General features: G+C 71.8%; 25 protein-coding genes. 2 read left to right on the top strand and 23 right to left on the bottom strand.

Annotated elements, in window-relative coordinates; all coding sequences use genetic code 11:
• Positions 1 to 44 precede the first annotated feature (44 nt).
• Together ABZX85_RS41755 and ABZX85_RS41750 are read right to left on the bottom strand one after the other, a co-directional pair.
• Complete coding sequence (locus tag ABZX85_RS41755) at positions 45 to 536, bottom strand: hypothetical protein (protein ID WP_355881527.1); 492 nt, start codon at positions 534 to 536, stop codon at positions 45 to 47.
• Positions 533 to 916, bottom strand: coding sequence for a holin (locus tag ABZX85_RS41750; RefSeq protein ID WP_355881525.1), 384 nt, complete (start codon positions 914 to 916; stop codon positions 533 to 535). Before ABZX85_RS41750 ends, ABZX85_RS41755 begins: the two co-directional genes overlap by 4 nt.
• Before the next feature lie 39 nt (positions 917 to 955).
• On the opposite strand from ABZX85_RS41750, the gene ABZX85_RS41745 reads away from it, so the two are divergent.
• On the top strand, positions 956 to 1,111 hold the full coding sequence (locus ABZX85_RS41745) for a hypothetical protein (protein WP_355881522.1): 156 nt from the start codon (positions 956 to 958) through the stop codon (positions 1,109 to 1,111).
• A gap of 344 nt (positions 1,112 to 1,455) precedes the next feature.
• On the opposite strand, the gene ABZX85_RS41740 is transcribed toward ABZX85_RS41745, so the two are convergent.
• From ABZX85_RS41740 to ABZX85_RS41685, 12 genes are all read right to left on the bottom strand, one after another.
• Complete coding sequence (locus tag ABZX85_RS41740; protein WP_355881519.1) at positions 1,456 to 1,656, bottom strand: hypothetical protein; 201 nt, start codon at positions 1,654 to 1,656, stop codon at positions 1,456 to 1,458.
• A gap of 76 nt (positions 1,657 to 1,732) precedes the next feature.
• Positions 1,733 to 1,966 carry a hypothetical protein gene (locus tag ABZX85_RS41735; protein WP_355881516.1) on the bottom strand — a complete coding sequence of 78 codons (234 nt, stop codon included), beginning with the start codon at positions 1,964 to 1,966 and terminating at the stop codon, positions 1,733 to 1,735.
• Between the two features lie 212 nt (positions 1,967 to 2,178).
• Complete coding sequence (locus ABZX85_RS41730; RefSeq protein WP_355881513.1) at positions 2,179 to 2,430, bottom strand: hypothetical protein; 252 nt, start codon at positions 2,428 to 2,430, stop codon at positions 2,179 to 2,181.
• A 71-nt stretch (positions 2,431 to 2,501) separates the two neighbouring features.
• Positions 2,502 to 3,194 (bottom strand): hypothetical protein, encoded by a 693-nt coding sequence (locus ABZX85_RS41725; protein WP_355881510.1) that lies wholly within the window; start codon positions 3,192 to 3,194, stop codon positions 2,502 to 2,504.
• The gene (locus ABZX85_RS41720; RefSeq protein WP_355881507.1) at positions 3,194 to 3,697 is read right to left on the bottom strand and encodes a hypothetical protein; all 504 of its coding nucleotides are present in this window, start codon (positions 3,695 to 3,697) and stop codon (positions 3,194 to 3,196) included. Before ABZX85_RS41720 ends, ABZX85_RS41725 begins: the two co-directional genes overlap by 1 nt.
• Before the next feature lie 13 nt (positions 3,698 to 3,710).
• Entirely contained in the window at positions 3,711 to 4,214 is a 504-nt protein-coding gene (locus ABZX85_RS41715) for a hypothetical protein (protein ID WP_355881504.1), read from the bottom strand.
• Between the two features lie 9 nt (positions 4,215 to 4,223).
• A complete protein-coding gene (locus ABZX85_RS41710) occupies positions 4,224 to 4,373 on the bottom strand; it encodes a hypothetical protein (protein WP_355881501.1) in 150 nt (49 codons plus the stop codon).
• Positions 4,373 to 5,503 (bottom strand): hypothetical protein, encoded by a 1,131-nt coding sequence (locus tag ABZX85_RS41705; protein WP_355881498.1) that lies wholly within the window; start codon positions 5,501 to 5,503, stop codon positions 4,373 to 4,375. The genes ABZX85_RS41710 and ABZX85_RS41705 overlap by 1 nt, the downstream gene beginning before the upstream one ends.
• The gene (locus ABZX85_RS41700; RefSeq protein ID WP_355881495.1) at positions 5,500 to 5,964 is read right to left on the bottom strand and encodes a hypothetical protein; all 465 of its coding nucleotides are present in this window, start codon (positions 5,962 to 5,964) and stop codon (positions 5,500 to 5,502) included. The genes ABZX85_RS41705 and ABZX85_RS41700 overlap by 4 nt, the downstream gene beginning before the upstream one ends.
• Positions 5,961 to 6,473, bottom strand: coding sequence for a hypothetical protein (locus ABZX85_RS41695; protein ID WP_355881492.1), 513 nt, complete (start codon positions 6,471 to 6,473; stop codon positions 5,961 to 5,963). Before ABZX85_RS41695 ends, ABZX85_RS41700 begins: the two co-directional genes overlap by 4 nt.
• Positions 6,470 to 6,754 (bottom strand): hypothetical protein, encoded by a 285-nt coding sequence (locus tag ABZX85_RS41690; RefSeq protein ID WP_355881490.1) that lies wholly within the window; start codon positions 6,752 to 6,754, stop codon positions 6,470 to 6,472. Before ABZX85_RS41690 ends, ABZX85_RS41695 begins: the two co-directional genes overlap by 4 nt.
• A gap of 139 nt (positions 6,755 to 6,893) precedes the next feature.
• Entirely contained in the window at positions 6,894 to 7,217 is a 324-nt protein-coding gene (locus ABZX85_RS41685; protein WP_355881487.1) for an AlpA family phage regulatory protein, read from the bottom strand.
• A gap of 119 nt (positions 7,218 to 7,336) precedes the next feature.
• Here ABZX85_RS41685 and ABZX85_RS41680 point away from each other — a divergent pair, with 119 nt between their 5' ends.
• Entirely contained in the window at positions 7,337 to 7,522 is a 186-nt protein-coding gene (locus tag ABZX85_RS41680) for a hypothetical protein (RefSeq protein ID WP_355881484.1), read from the top strand.
• On the opposite strand, the gene ABZX85_RS41675 is transcribed toward ABZX85_RS41680, so the two are convergent.
• The 9 genes from ABZX85_RS41675 to ABZX85_RS41635 all read right to left on the bottom strand — a co-directional run bounded on the left by ABZX85_RS41675 (position 7,489) and on the right by ABZX85_RS41635 (position 15,010).
• Positions 7,489 to 8,127, bottom strand: a complete 639-nt coding sequence (locus tag ABZX85_RS41675; RefSeq protein ID WP_355881481.1) for a hypothetical protein — start codon at positions 8,125 to 8,127, stop codon at positions 7,489 to 7,491. The genes ABZX85_RS41680 and ABZX85_RS41675 overlap by 34 nt on opposite strands.
• Positions 8,124 to 8,459, bottom strand: a complete 336-nt coding sequence (locus tag ABZX85_RS41670; protein ID WP_355881479.1) for a hypothetical protein — start codon at positions 8,457 to 8,459, stop codon at positions 8,124 to 8,126. Before ABZX85_RS41670 ends, ABZX85_RS41675 begins: the two co-directional genes overlap by 4 nt.
• Positions 8,456 to 8,809, bottom strand: a complete 354-nt coding sequence (locus ABZX85_RS41665) for a hypothetical protein (protein ID WP_355881476.1) — start codon at positions 8,807 to 8,809, stop codon at positions 8,456 to 8,458. Before ABZX85_RS41665 ends, ABZX85_RS41670 begins: the two co-directional genes overlap by 4 nt.
• Entirely contained in the window at positions 8,806 to 8,997 is a 192-nt protein-coding gene (locus tag ABZX85_RS41660) for a hypothetical protein (protein ID WP_355881473.1), read from the bottom strand. The genes ABZX85_RS41665 and ABZX85_RS41660 overlap by 4 nt, the downstream gene beginning before the upstream one ends.
• Positions 8,994 to 9,449 (bottom strand): hypothetical protein, encoded by a 456-nt coding sequence (locus ABZX85_RS41655; RefSeq protein WP_355881470.1) that lies wholly within the window; start codon positions 9,447 to 9,449, stop codon positions 8,994 to 8,996. Before ABZX85_RS41655 ends, ABZX85_RS41660 begins: the two co-directional genes overlap by 4 nt.
• 59 nt (positions 9,450 to 9,508) lie before the next feature.
• Entirely contained in the window at positions 9,509 to 11,116 is a 1,608-nt protein-coding gene (locus ABZX85_RS41650) for a DEAD/DEAH box helicase (protein WP_355881468.1), read from the bottom strand.
• Between the two features lie 326 nt (positions 11,117 to 11,442).
• Positions 11,443 to 14,301, bottom strand: coding sequence for a DUF927 domain-containing protein (locus ABZX85_RS41645; protein WP_355881465.1), 2,859 nt, complete (start codon positions 14,299 to 14,301; stop codon positions 11,443 to 11,445).
• Entirely contained in the window at positions 14,298 to 14,531 is a 234-nt protein-coding gene (locus ABZX85_RS41640) for a hypothetical protein (RefSeq protein WP_355881462.1), read from the bottom strand. Before ABZX85_RS41640 ends, ABZX85_RS41645 begins: the two co-directional genes overlap by 4 nt.
• The gene (locus ABZX85_RS41635) at positions 14,528 to 15,010 is read right to left on the bottom strand and encodes a hypothetical protein (protein WP_355881459.1); all 483 of its coding nucleotides are present in this window, start codon (positions 15,008 to 15,010) and stop codon (positions 14,528 to 14,530) included. The genes ABZX85_RS41640 and ABZX85_RS41635 overlap by 4 nt, the downstream gene beginning before the upstream one ends.
• Between the last annotated feature and the right edge of the window lie 7 nt (positions 15,011 to 15,017).

The following is a 15,017-nucleotide window of genomic DNA, read 5'->3' as shown; positions in this document are numbered from 1 at the left end:
AGATCATGATCTTGGCCCACCTCCCCGGGGTGATCATGAAAATGTCACCCTGGGTGACGTTCGCTCGGGTCGGGAAGCTCAAGATCCACCAGCAGCGGGGCGACCCGCTCGATCGTCCAGGCCCTGCTCCGGTCGCCGGGGTCGCGGAGGCGCCGGCCGTCGGCGGTGGTTCGGTAGGCGCGGTACCGGATGAGCCGCTGCTCACCGTGCAACTCGATCGTCAGCCAGTCGGCGGCGACCGTCTCCGGGTCGATGCCGTTGGCCTCCACCCAGGCCGCGAGGACTCTGAAGTTCTCCTCTACCGTCTCTCGTTCGAAGACCCTGAGGACCACCGCGTCGGACGCGGGCACGAGAGGCAGCGCCGAGGCGATCGTGACGTCGTCCTCGAAGGCGACCACGCCGCCCAAACGGAGAGCCTCACGGAGACGGGGCAGCACTTCGTGCAGTGCCTCCAGCCCTTCGTCGCCCAGTGCCTTGAGGTTGCCGATGAGGAGGTGGTCGCCGGGCTGGAGGAGTACGACTCGCGAGTGGGTCATCGGTTCCACCCTCCGGGCTGCTCGTTCGCCGTGTGGCTGCTGTGGCACGGCCCGCACAACCCGCGGCCGTGCCTCGGGTCGTTGGGGTCGAGGCCGGCGGCGACGAGGGCGCGCCGGTCGAGGGGGTGGTGGTCGGCGTGCCGGGACGGCTGGCCGCACGGGGTGCCGTGTCCGTGCGCCTGGACCTCGCACACGCAGGTGGGGTCGCGGCGGAGAACCGGGCCACGGAAGCGGTCCTCGTGTTCGGCGCCGTAGCCGCGCTGCCGTGCGCTGCCTCGCCTCTGCTCGGCTTCGCGGCGGTGGCTGTCGCACTTGCCGTGCTGGGTGTACTCGGGGCACCGGGGGACGGAACAGACGCGCCAGCGCTGGGACTTGGCCATGTCACCTCCGCTACTGTGTCGCGCCTGGGGGTGGTGACCATGAAGCAGAAGCTGGATGCCTCTGTGGGGATCGTCGTGGCTGGCCTGGTACTGGCCATCGGTTCTCGGCTGATTACGTGGTGGCCCGGGGTGATCCTGGGCGCTGCGATGGCTGCCGGCGTCCTGGTCTCGGCGGCGCTGAGGCGACGGAGTTGACCCTGTGACACGACGGAGCCCCGGGCCTGTGCACCGGGGCTCCGTCGTGAGTCCGTGGGCTCCTGCTTATCTGTCGATGGGCAGCGTGGGCACGAGGTTGCACGTCCCCTTCAGACAGGTCCCTTGACCGTCCGAGACCAGGTGGACGTGCGCGCCTTTCAGCGCGAGGAGGTGCGCGGCCTCAGCGGCACTGCGGGGCGCGGGGGCGGTGTGGGCAGGCGGGGCCGACATGAGCGCCTCCGGGTACGACAAAGGCCCCGCCGGTGGGCGGGGCCTCGGTGTCTGTGGTGCCTGTGTTTGGGCACAGGTGTACACGCAGATCGTGACACTGCTCTGACCTGCGGTCAAGCGGCGTTGTCTCGGCGGCGGGTTGCGGCGTAAGCGGCGACCTCGGTAGCGGAGTACCAGGGTTGGCGTGGGGTGCCGCCGGCGTGAGTGAGGTGGCCGCGTCGTACGAGCTGGCGGATGGTGGCGAGGTCGACGCCGAGGACGCGTGCGGTTTGGTGGGCGGTGAGGTGGCCGGGGCGGATGATCTGCGACTCCATGCCTCCATGGTCACCGACAACGCACGACGCCCGGCCGAAGAAGGTCGGCCGGGCGTCGTGGGAGTCGAGCAGAGCGCTACGGGCGAAGGGGGCCGCATCGGCCGCAACTGCGGTCTGTGCACACGGCGGACTTGATGTTCCTGCGGTACTCGGCGCAGTACCGGGCCGCGCCGAGTTGGGGGATGGACTCGGAGAGTTCGCCGCAGATCTTCCGGGCCTGCACGAGGCTCTCTTCCGTCCCTTCGGTGAGTAGCCGGAGTGCCTTGTACAGGCTCTCGCGGGACGGCTGGAGGTTGGGCCAGGCGCTCATCGGGCCCCCTCCGGCTGTGTCGGTGAAGTCTCCTCCGGTTCCACCCAGCCTCCGCGCGAGGCGTCGTACGTCGTTTCGTGTCCGGTGAGCCGGGGGTCGTCGGGCTCGGGGGTCTTGGTCCAGCCGAGTGCCATGATGGCGGTCCTGTCTCTTTGTCGGGATGGGAACCGGGGCGGTCGGCTAGCTGCCAGGCGGACGGCCGCCCCGGGGTTTCAGCGGCCGAGGGCGCGGGCGATGGCGGAGGCGAGCGCGAGGAGCGCCAGGCCGCCGACGATCGCGGCCGTGCTCACGTACCGGCTGTCCGGGTCGGGCGTGCTGCCGGGCACCCGGGCGATGTGGTCGCCGTGGGGGATCAGGCCCCCGTGCTCGGCGTCGCGGTGGTGTTGCCGGGCGGTCTCGGCGGCGCTCCGGGAGCCGGGCTGGCTCGCGGCGCGGCACTGCGGGCAGCGGTACGTGAAGAGCATCGGGGAGGGCCTCTCGGGGCGGTAGGACGGTAGGTAGGCGCCGGGTAGGAACTACGTCTGACCTGCGGTTCCTACCTGTCCTGCTCCGGGTGTGGAGGGGGCGCGGCGGCGGGTCGGGGAGCGGGTTCGGCAGGGGCGCCGGGCGGGGCCGACGCGGGGGCCTCAGGGGTGGCGTCGGCGGGGAGGTGGCGGACGCGGACGCCGTCCCTCACCCGCTGCCGCCCGGCGAGGGTCAGCTTGAACTCCTCCACCGGCACGTCCAGGGCGAGGATGGCGGCCTTGAGGTCGGCCTGCTCCCAGCCGGTGAACTCCGGGTCGTCGAGGAGCTGCGCGAGGTGCGCGCCCTGGCGAGGTCCGGCGATCCGGCGGACGGCTGCGGCGAGGTCGTCGAGGGCGAGGTCGTGTTCCTCGGGCTCGTCCGGGCCGGGGCCGGAGGTTTCGCCGGTGCGGGGAGCGGTGGGGGCGGTGCACCAGGCGGCGACGCACCAGGCGACCGCGAGGCCGGGCGCGGCGAACTGGGCGATCTCGGGGGCCTGTCGGGCGGCGTAGCTGATGAGGTATCCGCCGCCGAGGACTACGCCGGCCTTCTCCCACCCGGTGAAGTGGCGGCCGAGCAGGGCCCATCCCCGGCTGATGAGGATGCGGGACCCGGCCCACAGTGTGCTCCCGGCGCCGGAGACCGCGAGGACGGGCCGGAGTTCGGCGGTGATGCGGCGGGGCAGCGAGGGGGAGGGCTGCTCCCCCTCGTCCTTGGTGATCTTCATCAGATCATGCCGATCGCGTGGGCGCCGGTCAGGATCAGGGCCTGGGGCAGTCCCCAGATGCCGCCCGCCTGCGCCCATACCCCGGCGGCGACGATGCCGGTGACGGCGGCCTTGCCGGGGGTCAGCTCCCGGAAGTACAGGACGGAGCCGAGGATCAGCGAGACCGCGCCGAGGCCGGCCGCGCCGAAGCCGCCGTTGGTGAAGACGCTGGCGAAGGCGTCGGACAGGTTCTTGCCGACGGTCCAGATCGATCCGGCGGTCATGTAGAGGGTGCCGGCGGTGATGCCGGTCCACTGCGCCTGGTCGGAGGTGAGCTTCTTGCGGATGCGGCCCTTCTTGCCGCCGCCCGCTCCGCCCGGTCCGGCCTTGCCGGACTTGGGTTCGCGGATACCGGCGATCAGGACGACGGTGAGCGCGGTCGCGATGCCACCTGCGCCGACGCTGCCGAGGATGCGTCCGCCCTCCACGCTGATGGCGGGGGCGGCGGCGAGGATGCTGTGCACGGTGGTCTCCTGGTCAGGGGGCGGCGGGCGCCCAGAGGGCGAGCGCGAGGAGGGCGGTGGCGAGGGGGATGCGGGCGGCCCAGGCGATGCCGGGCCACCAGTGGCGGGTGCGGCGGTCCCAGGTGTGGGCGATGAGCAGGCACGTAGTTGTGCCGAGGACGAGGGCGCCGGCGGTGCTGTCGTGGCCGCAGTCGGCGAGCGCGGCGGCGAGGGGGTCGTACAGGCCCAGGGCCCATCCGGCTCCGGCGGCGGACGCGTTGTACAGGCCCGCGCGGGTCTTGCCGCTGATGGCGATGCGGTCGGGCGCCCGGGTGAGGAAGACGGGGGTGTGCGGGCGCGGGTAGTAGTCGGGCTGCGGGGTCAGCCAGCCGGGCGCGACGGCCTCGACCTCGGGCTCGGGGTCGGCGGTCTCCGGTTCGACGGCGCGGGCGTCTTCGCCGTCGGGCGCGTCGTACAGGGCGTCCCACCAGTCGGGGACACGGCCCGCGCCGGAGCGCGGGGACGGGATGTCGGTCACGGAAATCCTTCAGCGCAGGACGGAGACGCCGAGCGCGGCGAGGGTGAGGATGAGGGCGCACGTGCCGGTGACGGGGACCGTGCGGAGGTCGACCAGGGCGAGGCCGACGAGGGCCGCGAGAGCGGCGAGCGCGAAGCACACGGCGACCACGGCGGGCATCAGTTGTAGCCGTCCCGCATCAGGTCGTCGCCCGGCGTTGCGGTCGGCGGCGGCTCGGTCTTCTTCGCGGCCCTGGAGAGCGCGCTGCGGATGTGGTTCTCCGGGACGACCAGTCGTCGGGTGTGCTCCAGGTGCACGGCGATGTCGCGGGCCGAGGCGGATGGGCCGAGGAGCGCTGCGGCCTCCTCGACGGCGCCCTGCACGTTGAGCGGGGGCAGGGCGCTGACCTGCGGCGCAACGCCTGCATCAGGGCGTTCGACGGTGTACTCGGGGTTCCGCTGGGCCAGTACCAGGGTGACCGCGACGGGGTCGACGTGGATGCCGTAGGTCCCCAGGATCGTGGCGAGTTCGGCCGGGGGCGCATCAGGTCGTGCGGATGCTGCGAAGCAGATCGCATCGGCCGGGTCCATGCCGGCCATGTGGGCGCGGAGCCATTCGGTGGCGCTGGCCGGGCGCGGGGGCGGCGCCACCTGCGGCGCCACAGCTCCGGGAAGCGCGAGCATCTGGTCCAGGGCCTGCCCGGCGCCCGTGGTGAGGCGGGCGCGGGAGACTTCGACCAGTCCCTCGGCGAGCTGCGTGTCGCCAGCACCGACCCGGCCGACCAGCTTCCACGCCTTGCGGGTCGCGGCGTGCTGGACGTCGTCGTCGGGGTGTCCAGCGGCGAGCGCCTGTTGATAGGCGAGCTGCTGCACGACGTCCGCGTTGCGGCGGTCGGCGTCGGCGTCGCGGCCGGTGCGGTAGACGACGATGGAGCGCGCGATGTAGCTGAGGGCCTCGGCGGCCCCGCTCATGGCGAGCGGGGTGACGGCGTACACGGCGGCGGTCTGGGCGGTGTCCGCGATCGTCACGCCGATGCACGCGGCGGACACCGGGGCGAGCCACATGCCGCCGCGTACGACGGCCGGTGAGGACTGGCCCATCATCGTGCGTCCGAGCATGAGCAGGCCGAGGACGAGGGTGAGGCCCTCCCCGGCGGCGACGACGCCCGCAGCGGTTGCCTGCCGATGGAACTCGGACATGGTGTTGGTGTAGGTGCCCCAGGCGCCGATGCCGCCTACGACGGTCATGATCACGCCTGCCGTGCCGAGCACGGCGATCTGGCCCCCGGTGAGGTCTCTGGTCGCCGTCATGCGCCGGCCTCCGGGGCGGTGGTGCCGGTGCGGCGGAGCGCGTAGCCGCGCTCGGCGAGGACGGCGTTGAGGTAGTCGAGGGCCTCGTCGTGCTCGATGCGCAGTCCGTGCCGTCCGAAGACGAGGGCGGCGACGTCGGCGGGGGCGGCCGTGTCGACCTGGCTGTAGAGGATGCTGCGGCTGACGATGCGCTCGGCGGCGGCCATCAACTGCCGGTGGCGGCGGGCGGCGGCGCGGCGGCTGAGCTTCACCGGGCCACCCCGCCTCGCGTCGAGGGCGTCGAGCAGGGCGCGCATTCGGATGTTGAGGACGACGGCGCAGCTCATGATCTCGTCGTGGTCGTGCAGGTTGGCGGTGGCCGTGTCGTCGAGGGCCTCGCGGCTGAGGCGGATTTCGGCGTCGAGGGACGCCGGGGGCGAGGGCATGTGGTCGGGGCTGTGCAGCGGGGCGTACTCGGTCACCGGGTCTCACCTTCCTCGGCGTCGAGGAACGTGGCGACGACGGGGAAGGCGGCGCGGACGGAGCGCTCGACGGCGTCGCCCTTGGGGGGCGGGGTGCTTCCGTAGCGGGAGGGGTCGCAGATCCCGCAGGTGTGGCTGGGGCCCCCGTCGCGACAGGTGTCGATGCAGGAGCGGCACCAGGGCGTGTCGCGGTGGCGGGCGCGGCCGTCGAAGCGGGTGTCGTCGCCCTCGAAGGGCCTGCGGCAGCGGCGGCAGCGGTTGGCCTCGCGCTCGGCGGCGTCCTGCTCCTCCTGGAGGACCCCGCGCTTCAGGCAGCCGGTGTCCCAGCCGATGTCGGCGAGGTGTTCGTCGAGGGCGCTGTTGAGGAGGACGCGGACGAGGGCGGCGCGGTCGAGCATGCGCCGGTCGTGGTCGGGCACGTCGAACGGGAGGGTGAGCGCGTCGCGGACGCCCTCCAGGAGCGCGCGGAGGTCGGCGGCCTGATCGATGTCCGGGGAGTCGTTCGTCATCGGTAGGTCACCGCCTCGATCGCGTACGCGATGAGGTTGACGTCGTCGCGGTGGTCCTGGACGCGACGGTCGGCCGAGCTCGCGTAGTCCTCGCGGCAGAGGCGGTGCAGCTCGGCGACGCGGTCGGCGCGGGTGGGGGTGATGGTGCCGGTGACGCCGACCTGGGTGGCGCGCACGGTGAGGGTGCGGCCCGCCAGGCGGCGGATGATACCGGCGGCGACGAGGCGCCGGGTGGGGCTGACCTGCGCGCTCGCGGGCGCGCTAAGGTGCTGCTGGTCCATGACGAGGTCTGCTCTCGTTCGTGGGCTGGAGGGTCGGACGGTGCGATCGCCCCGGGTACGCCAATACCTGGGAGCTGCTGTCCGGCCCTCGTTCGTTGGCTATGCAGTTGTGCCGTCCGGCCTGGGGCCTGGGCGTTGTTCAGGGCTGCTGGAGTTGGCGCAGTTTCTTGCGGGTCTTGGCCAACGCGGCGGCCTGGCGGGCCTCGCGGGCCTTCAGCTCCTCGATGGCGGCGCTGTCCGAGGCGTTTCGGATCGGACGGGCGGCCAGCCACGCCTCCGCCTCGGCGCGGACGACCCAGACGGTGCGGCCGGCGGTCATGGCGGGCTGGGGGAAGTCGTGGCGGCGGCGCCAGTTGGAGACGGCGGACCGGGTGACTCCCGCGAGCGTGGCGACCTCGACGAGGCTGATGAGCTGCTCGTCCTTGCCCTGGTATTCGGGGCGGTGCCAAGTGATCGTGGACATGTTCACCTCCTCCCTGTTCACGGTGAGTTTGTGTACCTACATTAACTCGCCGCGTGTGAACCTTGTCAAGCTTCCCGGTGGAGGTAGGCGTACATTTCTGTACCTACACGGGAGGTGCGATGGGGAGGCCGGCCACCGGCAAGACGCCGCTGCGCAACGTCCGCATCCCGGACAAGTTGTGGGCCGACGCCAAGGCGAAGGCGGCGGCGGAGGACCGCACGATCACGGACGTGATCGTTTCGGCCCTCCACCGCTACGTGGCCCGTCCGGTTCAACCGGACAACGACGTACCGGGCTCCGGCTGAGGCTGGTAGTGCTTGAGGAGCAGCAAGTCCTGCTCGGTGCGGTACTCCGTCCTGCACCACCGGCACGTCAGCGGTTCGCCCGGAAGACGGGACAGAACTGCTCCGCACACCGTGCCCTGGTCGTCGGTCACCGCGACGCAGAGGCCGATGCGCTGACGGCGCGGCACCGGGTCTCCCACGATCGAGCGGGCCTGGCCCTCCAGCTCCCGCATCTCCCGCGCGAAGTCACCGGCCCCCGGGTACTGGCCGGCGATCCACTCCAGCTCCATGCCGAGCCACCGGCAGTCCGCCGCGAGCCCGGCCGGGAGCGGGGCGGCGTGCTGCGGCCACCTCACCCGCTGCACGTCGACACGCCACATGTGGGTGAGCTCGGCCGCGCGGACGGTGTTGGTCGTGTCGATGACGTCCTCGTTCAACGGCGCCCTCGGACCGGCCGCGCTCTTCGTCGCGACGACGTCGCCCCACCCGTGCCCGCGCGGGACCAGACACTCGGTGACCTCGTCGTACAGCGCGGGGAGGTCGGCGAGGCGCGCGGCGAGTGCGAGGGTATCGCGCTCGCACAGGTACGCCCCGTCGGTCTCCTCGTCACAAATACCGCACGTCACAGCTGTGTTCCTCGGCCGTCGAGGTCGGCGATCCACGCGGCGCAGACGGCGGCGACCTGGATCAGCTCGGTCCGGAGGCGGGCCGGGTCCCGTTCGGCGTTGGCCTCGGCGACCTCCTCGGCGAGGATGTCGGACCACGTTCCGTATCCGGAGCCGAAAGCGTCTTCGCACCACTGGCGGGCGGCGGTGGCGTCGTCCTGCTGATGCTTGTTCCCGGTGCCGTCGGAGTGGTGCTGGTCGCCGAACTTCGCGAGCTGGCGTTGCCGTTCGGCGTCGACCGCTTCGGCGAAGGCGCGGAGGCCGGGGGTGGTGAAGATAGCCGGGTAGCTCATGCCGTGGTGTCCTTCCGGGTGCAGGTGGTGAGGTCGTGATCGGTTCCGCAGGACGTCCACCAGCGCTCGCAGCACGCGCGGCTGAGCGCGGCATCGGCGGTACGCCGCATCTCTCGTTCGTCAGCCAGGGCGCGAATGCGGGCGGCGCGCTCGGCGCGTACGGCGGCGGTGCGCCGTTCATCCGCGTCGAGGTAGTCGCGGACGGCGGCGGCGACCATCAGGCCCGCAGCGAGGAAGAAGGCGGCTCCGTACCAGGGTGTGCCACGGCGGACGCTGACGACGGCGCAGTGGGTGATGAAGGCGCCGGCGAAGAGGTAGAGCCAGCGCAGGGCGCGTTCGGTGGGGGTCACAGGTAGCTCCCGGCGAGTCGGATGGTGGTCATGAGGCGGTGGCGGATGTAGCGCCCCTGGCCCCACAGGTCGGCGTGGTCACGAGGACGGGACCTGCGTGCCCGAGGTACGAGGTCGCAGTGGCAGGCACTGCCGGGCTCGGCGATCGCGGGGAGGAAGTGGCCGCGGGCACAACGCGGGGCGGTCATGACGTGACCTCGTCCCACGCCGCCACGGCCTCGCTGGCGGCGATGTAGTTCACCCACAGGCGGGGGTCCTCGGCGGCCGGGACGGGCAGACCGGCGAGCAAGACGCGGACCACGTCGACGACGGCGGCCGGGTCGGCCCACCGGTGCAGCGGCAGGGGCTCCGGTACGTGCTCCAGCACCCCGTCCTTCCGGCGGGGCGCCCACACCCACTGGTCGACGGAGTGTTCCCACAGCAGCGCGATGCCGTGCTCGTGGAAGTCGGTGTTCAAGCCAGGGGTGTAGGTGTCCCAGACGAGGAACGCGTCGAGCACCTTGGTGCATCCGGCGTCGGGGCCGTCGTCGTGCCCGTCGATCTCGGCGTCCGACGTCCGAGCGTCGGGCTCGATCCCGGCAGCGGCGAGGGCGTCGACGACGGCCTCGATGTACGGGTCGTGCGGCAGTTCGCTGGTCATGAGGTCCTCCGTGGTGTGATGGGTGGAGGTCCGGGCCTGATATCAGCAGGCCCGGACCGTTACGCGACGGGCAAGATCAGGGAGCCGAGGATCGTGTCCACGCGATCGCGGTCGATCAGGTCGGCGACGTCCCCCGCCGTGCTCCCGCTCGGCACCTTGATGCCGAGCCGTCGGCACAGGCCGAGCGCCTTCGAGCTGGGGGCGCCCGAGCGCCAGCGGGCCTGCCGGGCGACGAACGCGCCGGGTGTCTGAGCCTTGGCCTGCTGTTCCAGCCAGGCCAGCGCTTCCGGCAGCGGGCGGGGCGTGTCCTCCTTCGGCGCGTGCGCGCCGTGGGTCTTCGTCCAGCGCCGCATCCGGTACAGCCGCGTCCCGACGTCCCGGACCAGGTAGAGGACCTGATCGGACGTGAGCCGGATGAACCAGACCCCCTGAGAGGTCCGCAGCCAGCGAATGTCGGACGATCCGAAGAGGTTGATCTCCTCGGCCTCGACCCGGGCGGCGAGCGCCTTCCGCTTCTCGATCGCCACGTGCTCCTCGGCGACCTCCTGGAGGCTCTTGCCCTCCTCGGCCTCGCCGATCTCTCGCTCGGTGAGGTCGACCATGCTCGCGAGCTTGTGGCGGGAGGCGGCGCCCATGACGTCGAGCAGCAACGCGTCCCGCTTGCCGGGCGCCGGGCGGAGGCCGCGGCCGACCATCTGCACGTACAGGCCGGCGCTCTTGGTCGGGCGCGCGACGACGACGCAGCTGGTGTGCGGCGCGTCGAACCCCTCCGTCAACACCATGCAGTTGGTGAGCACCTGCACGTCGCCCGCCTCGTACCGGGCCAGGGTGGCACGGCGTTCGTCGCGGCCCATGTCGCCCCACACCGGGGCCGCCGTGATGCCAGCCGTACGCAACGCCGCGGCGGCCTGCTGAGCCGTGGCCACGGTCGGCGTGAAGACGACACCGGGACGGTCGACGGCGTGATCGACGTACGCCTTGGCGATCGCCTCCAGGGCGCCGGAGTCCTCCAACGCCTTACCGAGCTGGCCCTCGACCAGGTCCCCGGCGCGCGTCCGCACCTTGTTGAGGTCGAGGGTGTCGACGGTGATCCTCTTGCCCCGGACGTCGCACAGGTAGCCGTCGCTGATCATGTCGAGAATGTCGAGGCGGAAGACGACGTCCTCCCAGACTTCGGCCAGGCCGCCGTCGACGCGGGTCATCGTCGCGGTGAAACCGGCCGTCGGAACGCCGGACCAGGCGCCGAAGTGCCTCAGGACCTCCATGTAGGTGGGGGCGGCGGCGTGGTGGCACTCGTCCACGATGATCAGTCCGATATCGCGGATCGCCTCTCGACGACGAGCAACAGCGAGGGTCTGGACACTGGCCACGATCACGTCGGCGTCGTGGTGGTCGTCGCGCTGGGCCTTGACGATGCCGACCCGCAGCATCGGGTCGACCGCGAGCAGCTTGGAAGCGGCCTGCTCGATCAGCTCCTCCCGGTGCGCGATCACCAGCGCGCGGCGTCCGTTGAGGCTGTCGAGCATCTGGTGCGCCAGGTGGGAGAAGACGACGGTCTTGCCGGCGCCGGTGGGGAGGACGACGGCGAGGCGGTTCTTACCGTCGGCCCATCCCTGGCGGAGCGCCTCGATGGCGTCGACCTGGTAGGGGCGGGGGGTAAAGGACATGGGTCACCTCGATTCGGTGGAGTGGAGAGGGGAGCGGTACGCGCTGCGTACCGGGTGCGTACCGGCTGCGTACCGGGGCGAAAGCGCCTCTGAGCTGGACTTATGTCTCTCTCTAGAGGGAGTGGTACGCAGGTACGCAGAAACACACAGGGCCCGATGTGTGCGCACACGCACGCACGCCTGCGCACGCGCGCCCACGCCCGAGGGGTGCCATTTCCGGGCGACTGCGTACCGGCCCGTGATCGGCTCGCTGTACGTCTCTGAGCTGCGGATACTGGGGTGGCCGGGTGGTACGCACCTCGTGCGTACCACCCGCATCACGGCCCTCATGCCGCTGCCTCGTCGTCGCCGTAGCCGATGCCGGAAGGGGTGAAGCAGAGACACTTCGCGCGCGCTCCGTCGAACCGGCGGGGCAGCAGATGAGCCGGGCGCTGGCTCTTGAGGGTCTTCACGTACTGGGCGTCGATCCAGCTGCCGACTACGGCGTCGAGGGAGTAACCCGCGTCCGCCAGGACCTTGCGGACGCGCTCGGGCAGCAGGGCCACCTCGGGGGCGCCGTCCTTGACCGAGAGGACGCCGAGCCAACCGGCGTACGGCGGACGCTCGCCCAACGCGGCCCGCGACGCGGTGTACAGCTCGTGCGCGTGCCCGGCGACGTACTCCCGCAGGACGTCCAGCGCCATCTCCGGCCGGTTGTCGGTCGGGGAGTGCGCCGTGAACAAGCTGCGCCAGACGTCGAACGGCAGCGGGTCGTACGGCAGGAGCCCGGTACGGCACGCCAGGGTCTCGGCGAGGACCAGAGCGGCGACCATCGGCGCGCGCCGGTTCGTCATGTCGCCGGTGCCGCGGAACTCGTCCACCAACACGCGGTGGCGCTCCTTGAGCTTCTCCCGCCCGTTCGGCTGGGCGAGGCCGCTGAGGATGTACTGGACGAACTCGGGCCCGGCGTGACCGTGGTGGGTGAGTACGCCCTCTCGGGCCGCCGCCGCTGCCGGGCCGCCGCCGTCGCCGAACGGCGCGATGGTGGTACCCAGGATGCGGGCGGCGGCCCCCTGGCTGGTCGTGAAGCTGAGCGCGGGCCGCTCGCCGGACGACAGGAGGATGGTCTCCCAGGGCAGCATGTTCCCGAACGCCCCGCCGCTGCGGGCCTTCCCGTGGTTCATCGGGAGCTGGTAGAGCACCTCGTCGATCAGGGTGTCGTCGGTGACGGCCATCGTCTCGTCGAAGACGGTGACGATCCCGCGCACCAGGTGCAGCCGCTTCTCGATCGCGTACAGCGTGGTGCGCCAGTTGGACATGGCGGAGGCGTGCTCAGACGGGTCGGCCCACACCGACAACGCGACCTGGAGCGCCGTCGTCTTGCCCTTGGTGGAGCGGCTGGAGATGTCCAGCGTGAAGCTGTTCAAGCCGAGGGGCTTGAGCAGGGGAGCGGCGAGCGCCGCCGCAACGGCGACACGCGGCACGGGGAACCCGGCGAGCTGGGCGACGGTGTCCCGCCACCCGTCCAGCGTCCCGTTCCTGGCGTGTGCGCGGGCCGGGCCCCGCTGCTCCTCGAACGGCACGTCGACCTTGATGCCGTCGTCGGGGGAGGAGACGAACGTGCCGTCGTCCTGCCAGCCGAGCCAGCGCGCCAACTGCTCGGACGGGATGCGCCCGACGTTGCTGGCCTCGAACTCGGCCAACCACCGTTCGACGGCGCGCGCGTCGCCCTCGACCGCAGGCAGACCGGCGCTGCCGAGTGCTTCGATCAACTTCCGGCCCCGCTTCGCGGTCTCCCGGGACACGATGCGCGAGATCCGGCGCGGGCGGCCGAGGCTGCGGTCGATCCACGACAGTTCGACGTACTGATCCCCTTCGGGGTCCTCGAACGTGGCGGTGACGACCAACGGAGCGAAGGTCACGCGCTGCCAGTTCTCCCCGGAGGCGCTGAGCACCTCGACTCCCCGGCCGGTGACCCGGTAGTCGTAGGGCGTGCGGACGGAGTCGGGGAGGCCGAAGGTGTCGGCGTAGGCGAACCCCGCGTCCGTCGCCTTGGTTTCCGTCGCCGCCTGCTCCTGGTGCTCCTGTTCGTCCGCAACTTCGGCCGGGGCCGCCGCAACAGGTGCCGGGCGGGAGAGCGGGGAGCCGACGGCTGTGAGCTGGCGACTCCCATACCCCTGGCGCGCCAGCTCGCGGGCGGCGGCCTTGTGGTCCCCGCCGTGGTTCAGCAGCGCGTACGCGCCGAACTTGCTGTAGGGCACATCGGCGGTGAACTCGCTGCTGGTGGTGAAGGCGAACAGCCGGTCGTGCTCGTCCTTGCCCGTCGTGGCCTTCACCCCGCCGACGCCGTCAGCCCACCCCCAGTACGTCTCGCTGCCCCGTGTGCTCAGCGGACGGAAGACGCCACGGAGAATCTCCTCCCACGACGCACGGGCCTCGAAGTCGTCGCCCGGTCGCAGACTGCCGTCCGGCCGGGGCGGCGCGGGGCGCGGAGCGGTGGCCTTCGGTGCCTCGGGCTGCGGGAGCTTGTCCACCATCCGGCACACGGTCCGGATCGAGTCCATGACCTCCGCGTCGATGACGGGGATGCTCGCAGGGCTGCCCGCGAGCCGGACGTACGGGCGCCCAGTGGCGTGGACGGTCCCGCCGGACGGTTCCACCAGGCCGTACCCGCCCTCGCCGCGCGTCTCAATCAGGACGCGGACGATGCGCGAGCCCGGCTTCTCGCGGAGCCGTTGCCGTTCCTCCTCGGTGTACTCGTCCTCTTCGGCGATCCGGCTGGCCAGCTTGGTGTTGCCGGGGATGGGGGCGCCCTCGACCCGGGCACGGAGATGCCGGCCGCCGGACGGTGACTCGGTGACCCAGCCGGAGAGGATCGCGGCCCAGGCATCGGCGATGGGCTGGCCGGACGCCTCCATGATCTCGGTGACGTCGTCCAGGAGCCCCTCGCGGATCGCGAGGCCCTCGAACTCGATCAGCTCGATGTCGCCGGAGACCGCGCCGTAGACCACCGCGATGCCGCCGGGGGAACCCCCGCCGAACCACTGGTCGTGGTCGGCGGGAGCGCTGGCGGCCACCTTGTACGGGGTCCAGCTGCGGACGGCAGGCGCTTTCGAGCCGTCCGCCTTGATGGGGATGACGCACAGGCCAGCGGCGTGCAGCTCGCGAGCAGCCGCGCGGAGGTCTGGGGTCCTTGGGTCGGTCAAGGGGTCTCCCCAGCGTGGTACTGGCTCAGGTGCCGGGCCTTGATTCCGCCGACGAACGCGGCGGTGGTGGAGGAGTTGAGTGGGGCCTCGTGAGGCATCGGGCAGCCTGGGCGGTAGCACTCGTAGCGGGCGCTGACGCGGTCGGTGTCGACGACCAGCAGGCCGACGATCTGCTGACGGGCGGGCGCTCGGGCCGGGGTGTCCCGGGCCTGCGCGCCGGTCGGCGTCACTTGCCCGCCTCAGCGGTACGCGCGTGCCAGGCGTCGATGTCCTCGACGTGCCCGGACGCGACGGACTCCTGGAAGTCGCGGGCTCGCTGTACCTCCTCGTCCCGGTGTGCGATCTCCTCGCGCAGGTGCAGCACGGTGTCCGTCGGACGCTGCCCGGCCGGGACGATGGCGAGTCCCGTGCCGTCGGCGTCCCAGATGACGATCGTCCTGGCGGGCTGGTGCTTCGTGTCGGCACCCGACACGAGCAACTTGATGCGGTGGCGCGTGGCGAAGGCGCTCAGCTGTTCCCGACCGAGGAAGTCGCGGACCCACGCGAACACGCCCTCCGGGGCACCGGTGATCCGGACCAGGTCACCAATGGCATCGAGGCACTCGGCGACGTCCTGGTCGGCGGTCAACTTGGCCGATTCGATACTGGCCAGCGCGCGGGCGGTCTCAGGCTTGATGGACGGCTCAGCGGCCGTGGGAAGCTCAGACATGAGCGGG

The sequence above is a fragment of the Streptomyces sp. NPDC004539 genome, from assembly GCF_040610055.1.
Taxonomy (GTDB): Bacteria; Actinomycetota; Actinomycetes; order Streptomycetales; family Streptomycetaceae; genus Streptomyces.
This window is presented reverse-complemented; position numbering and strand designations above follow the sequence as displayed.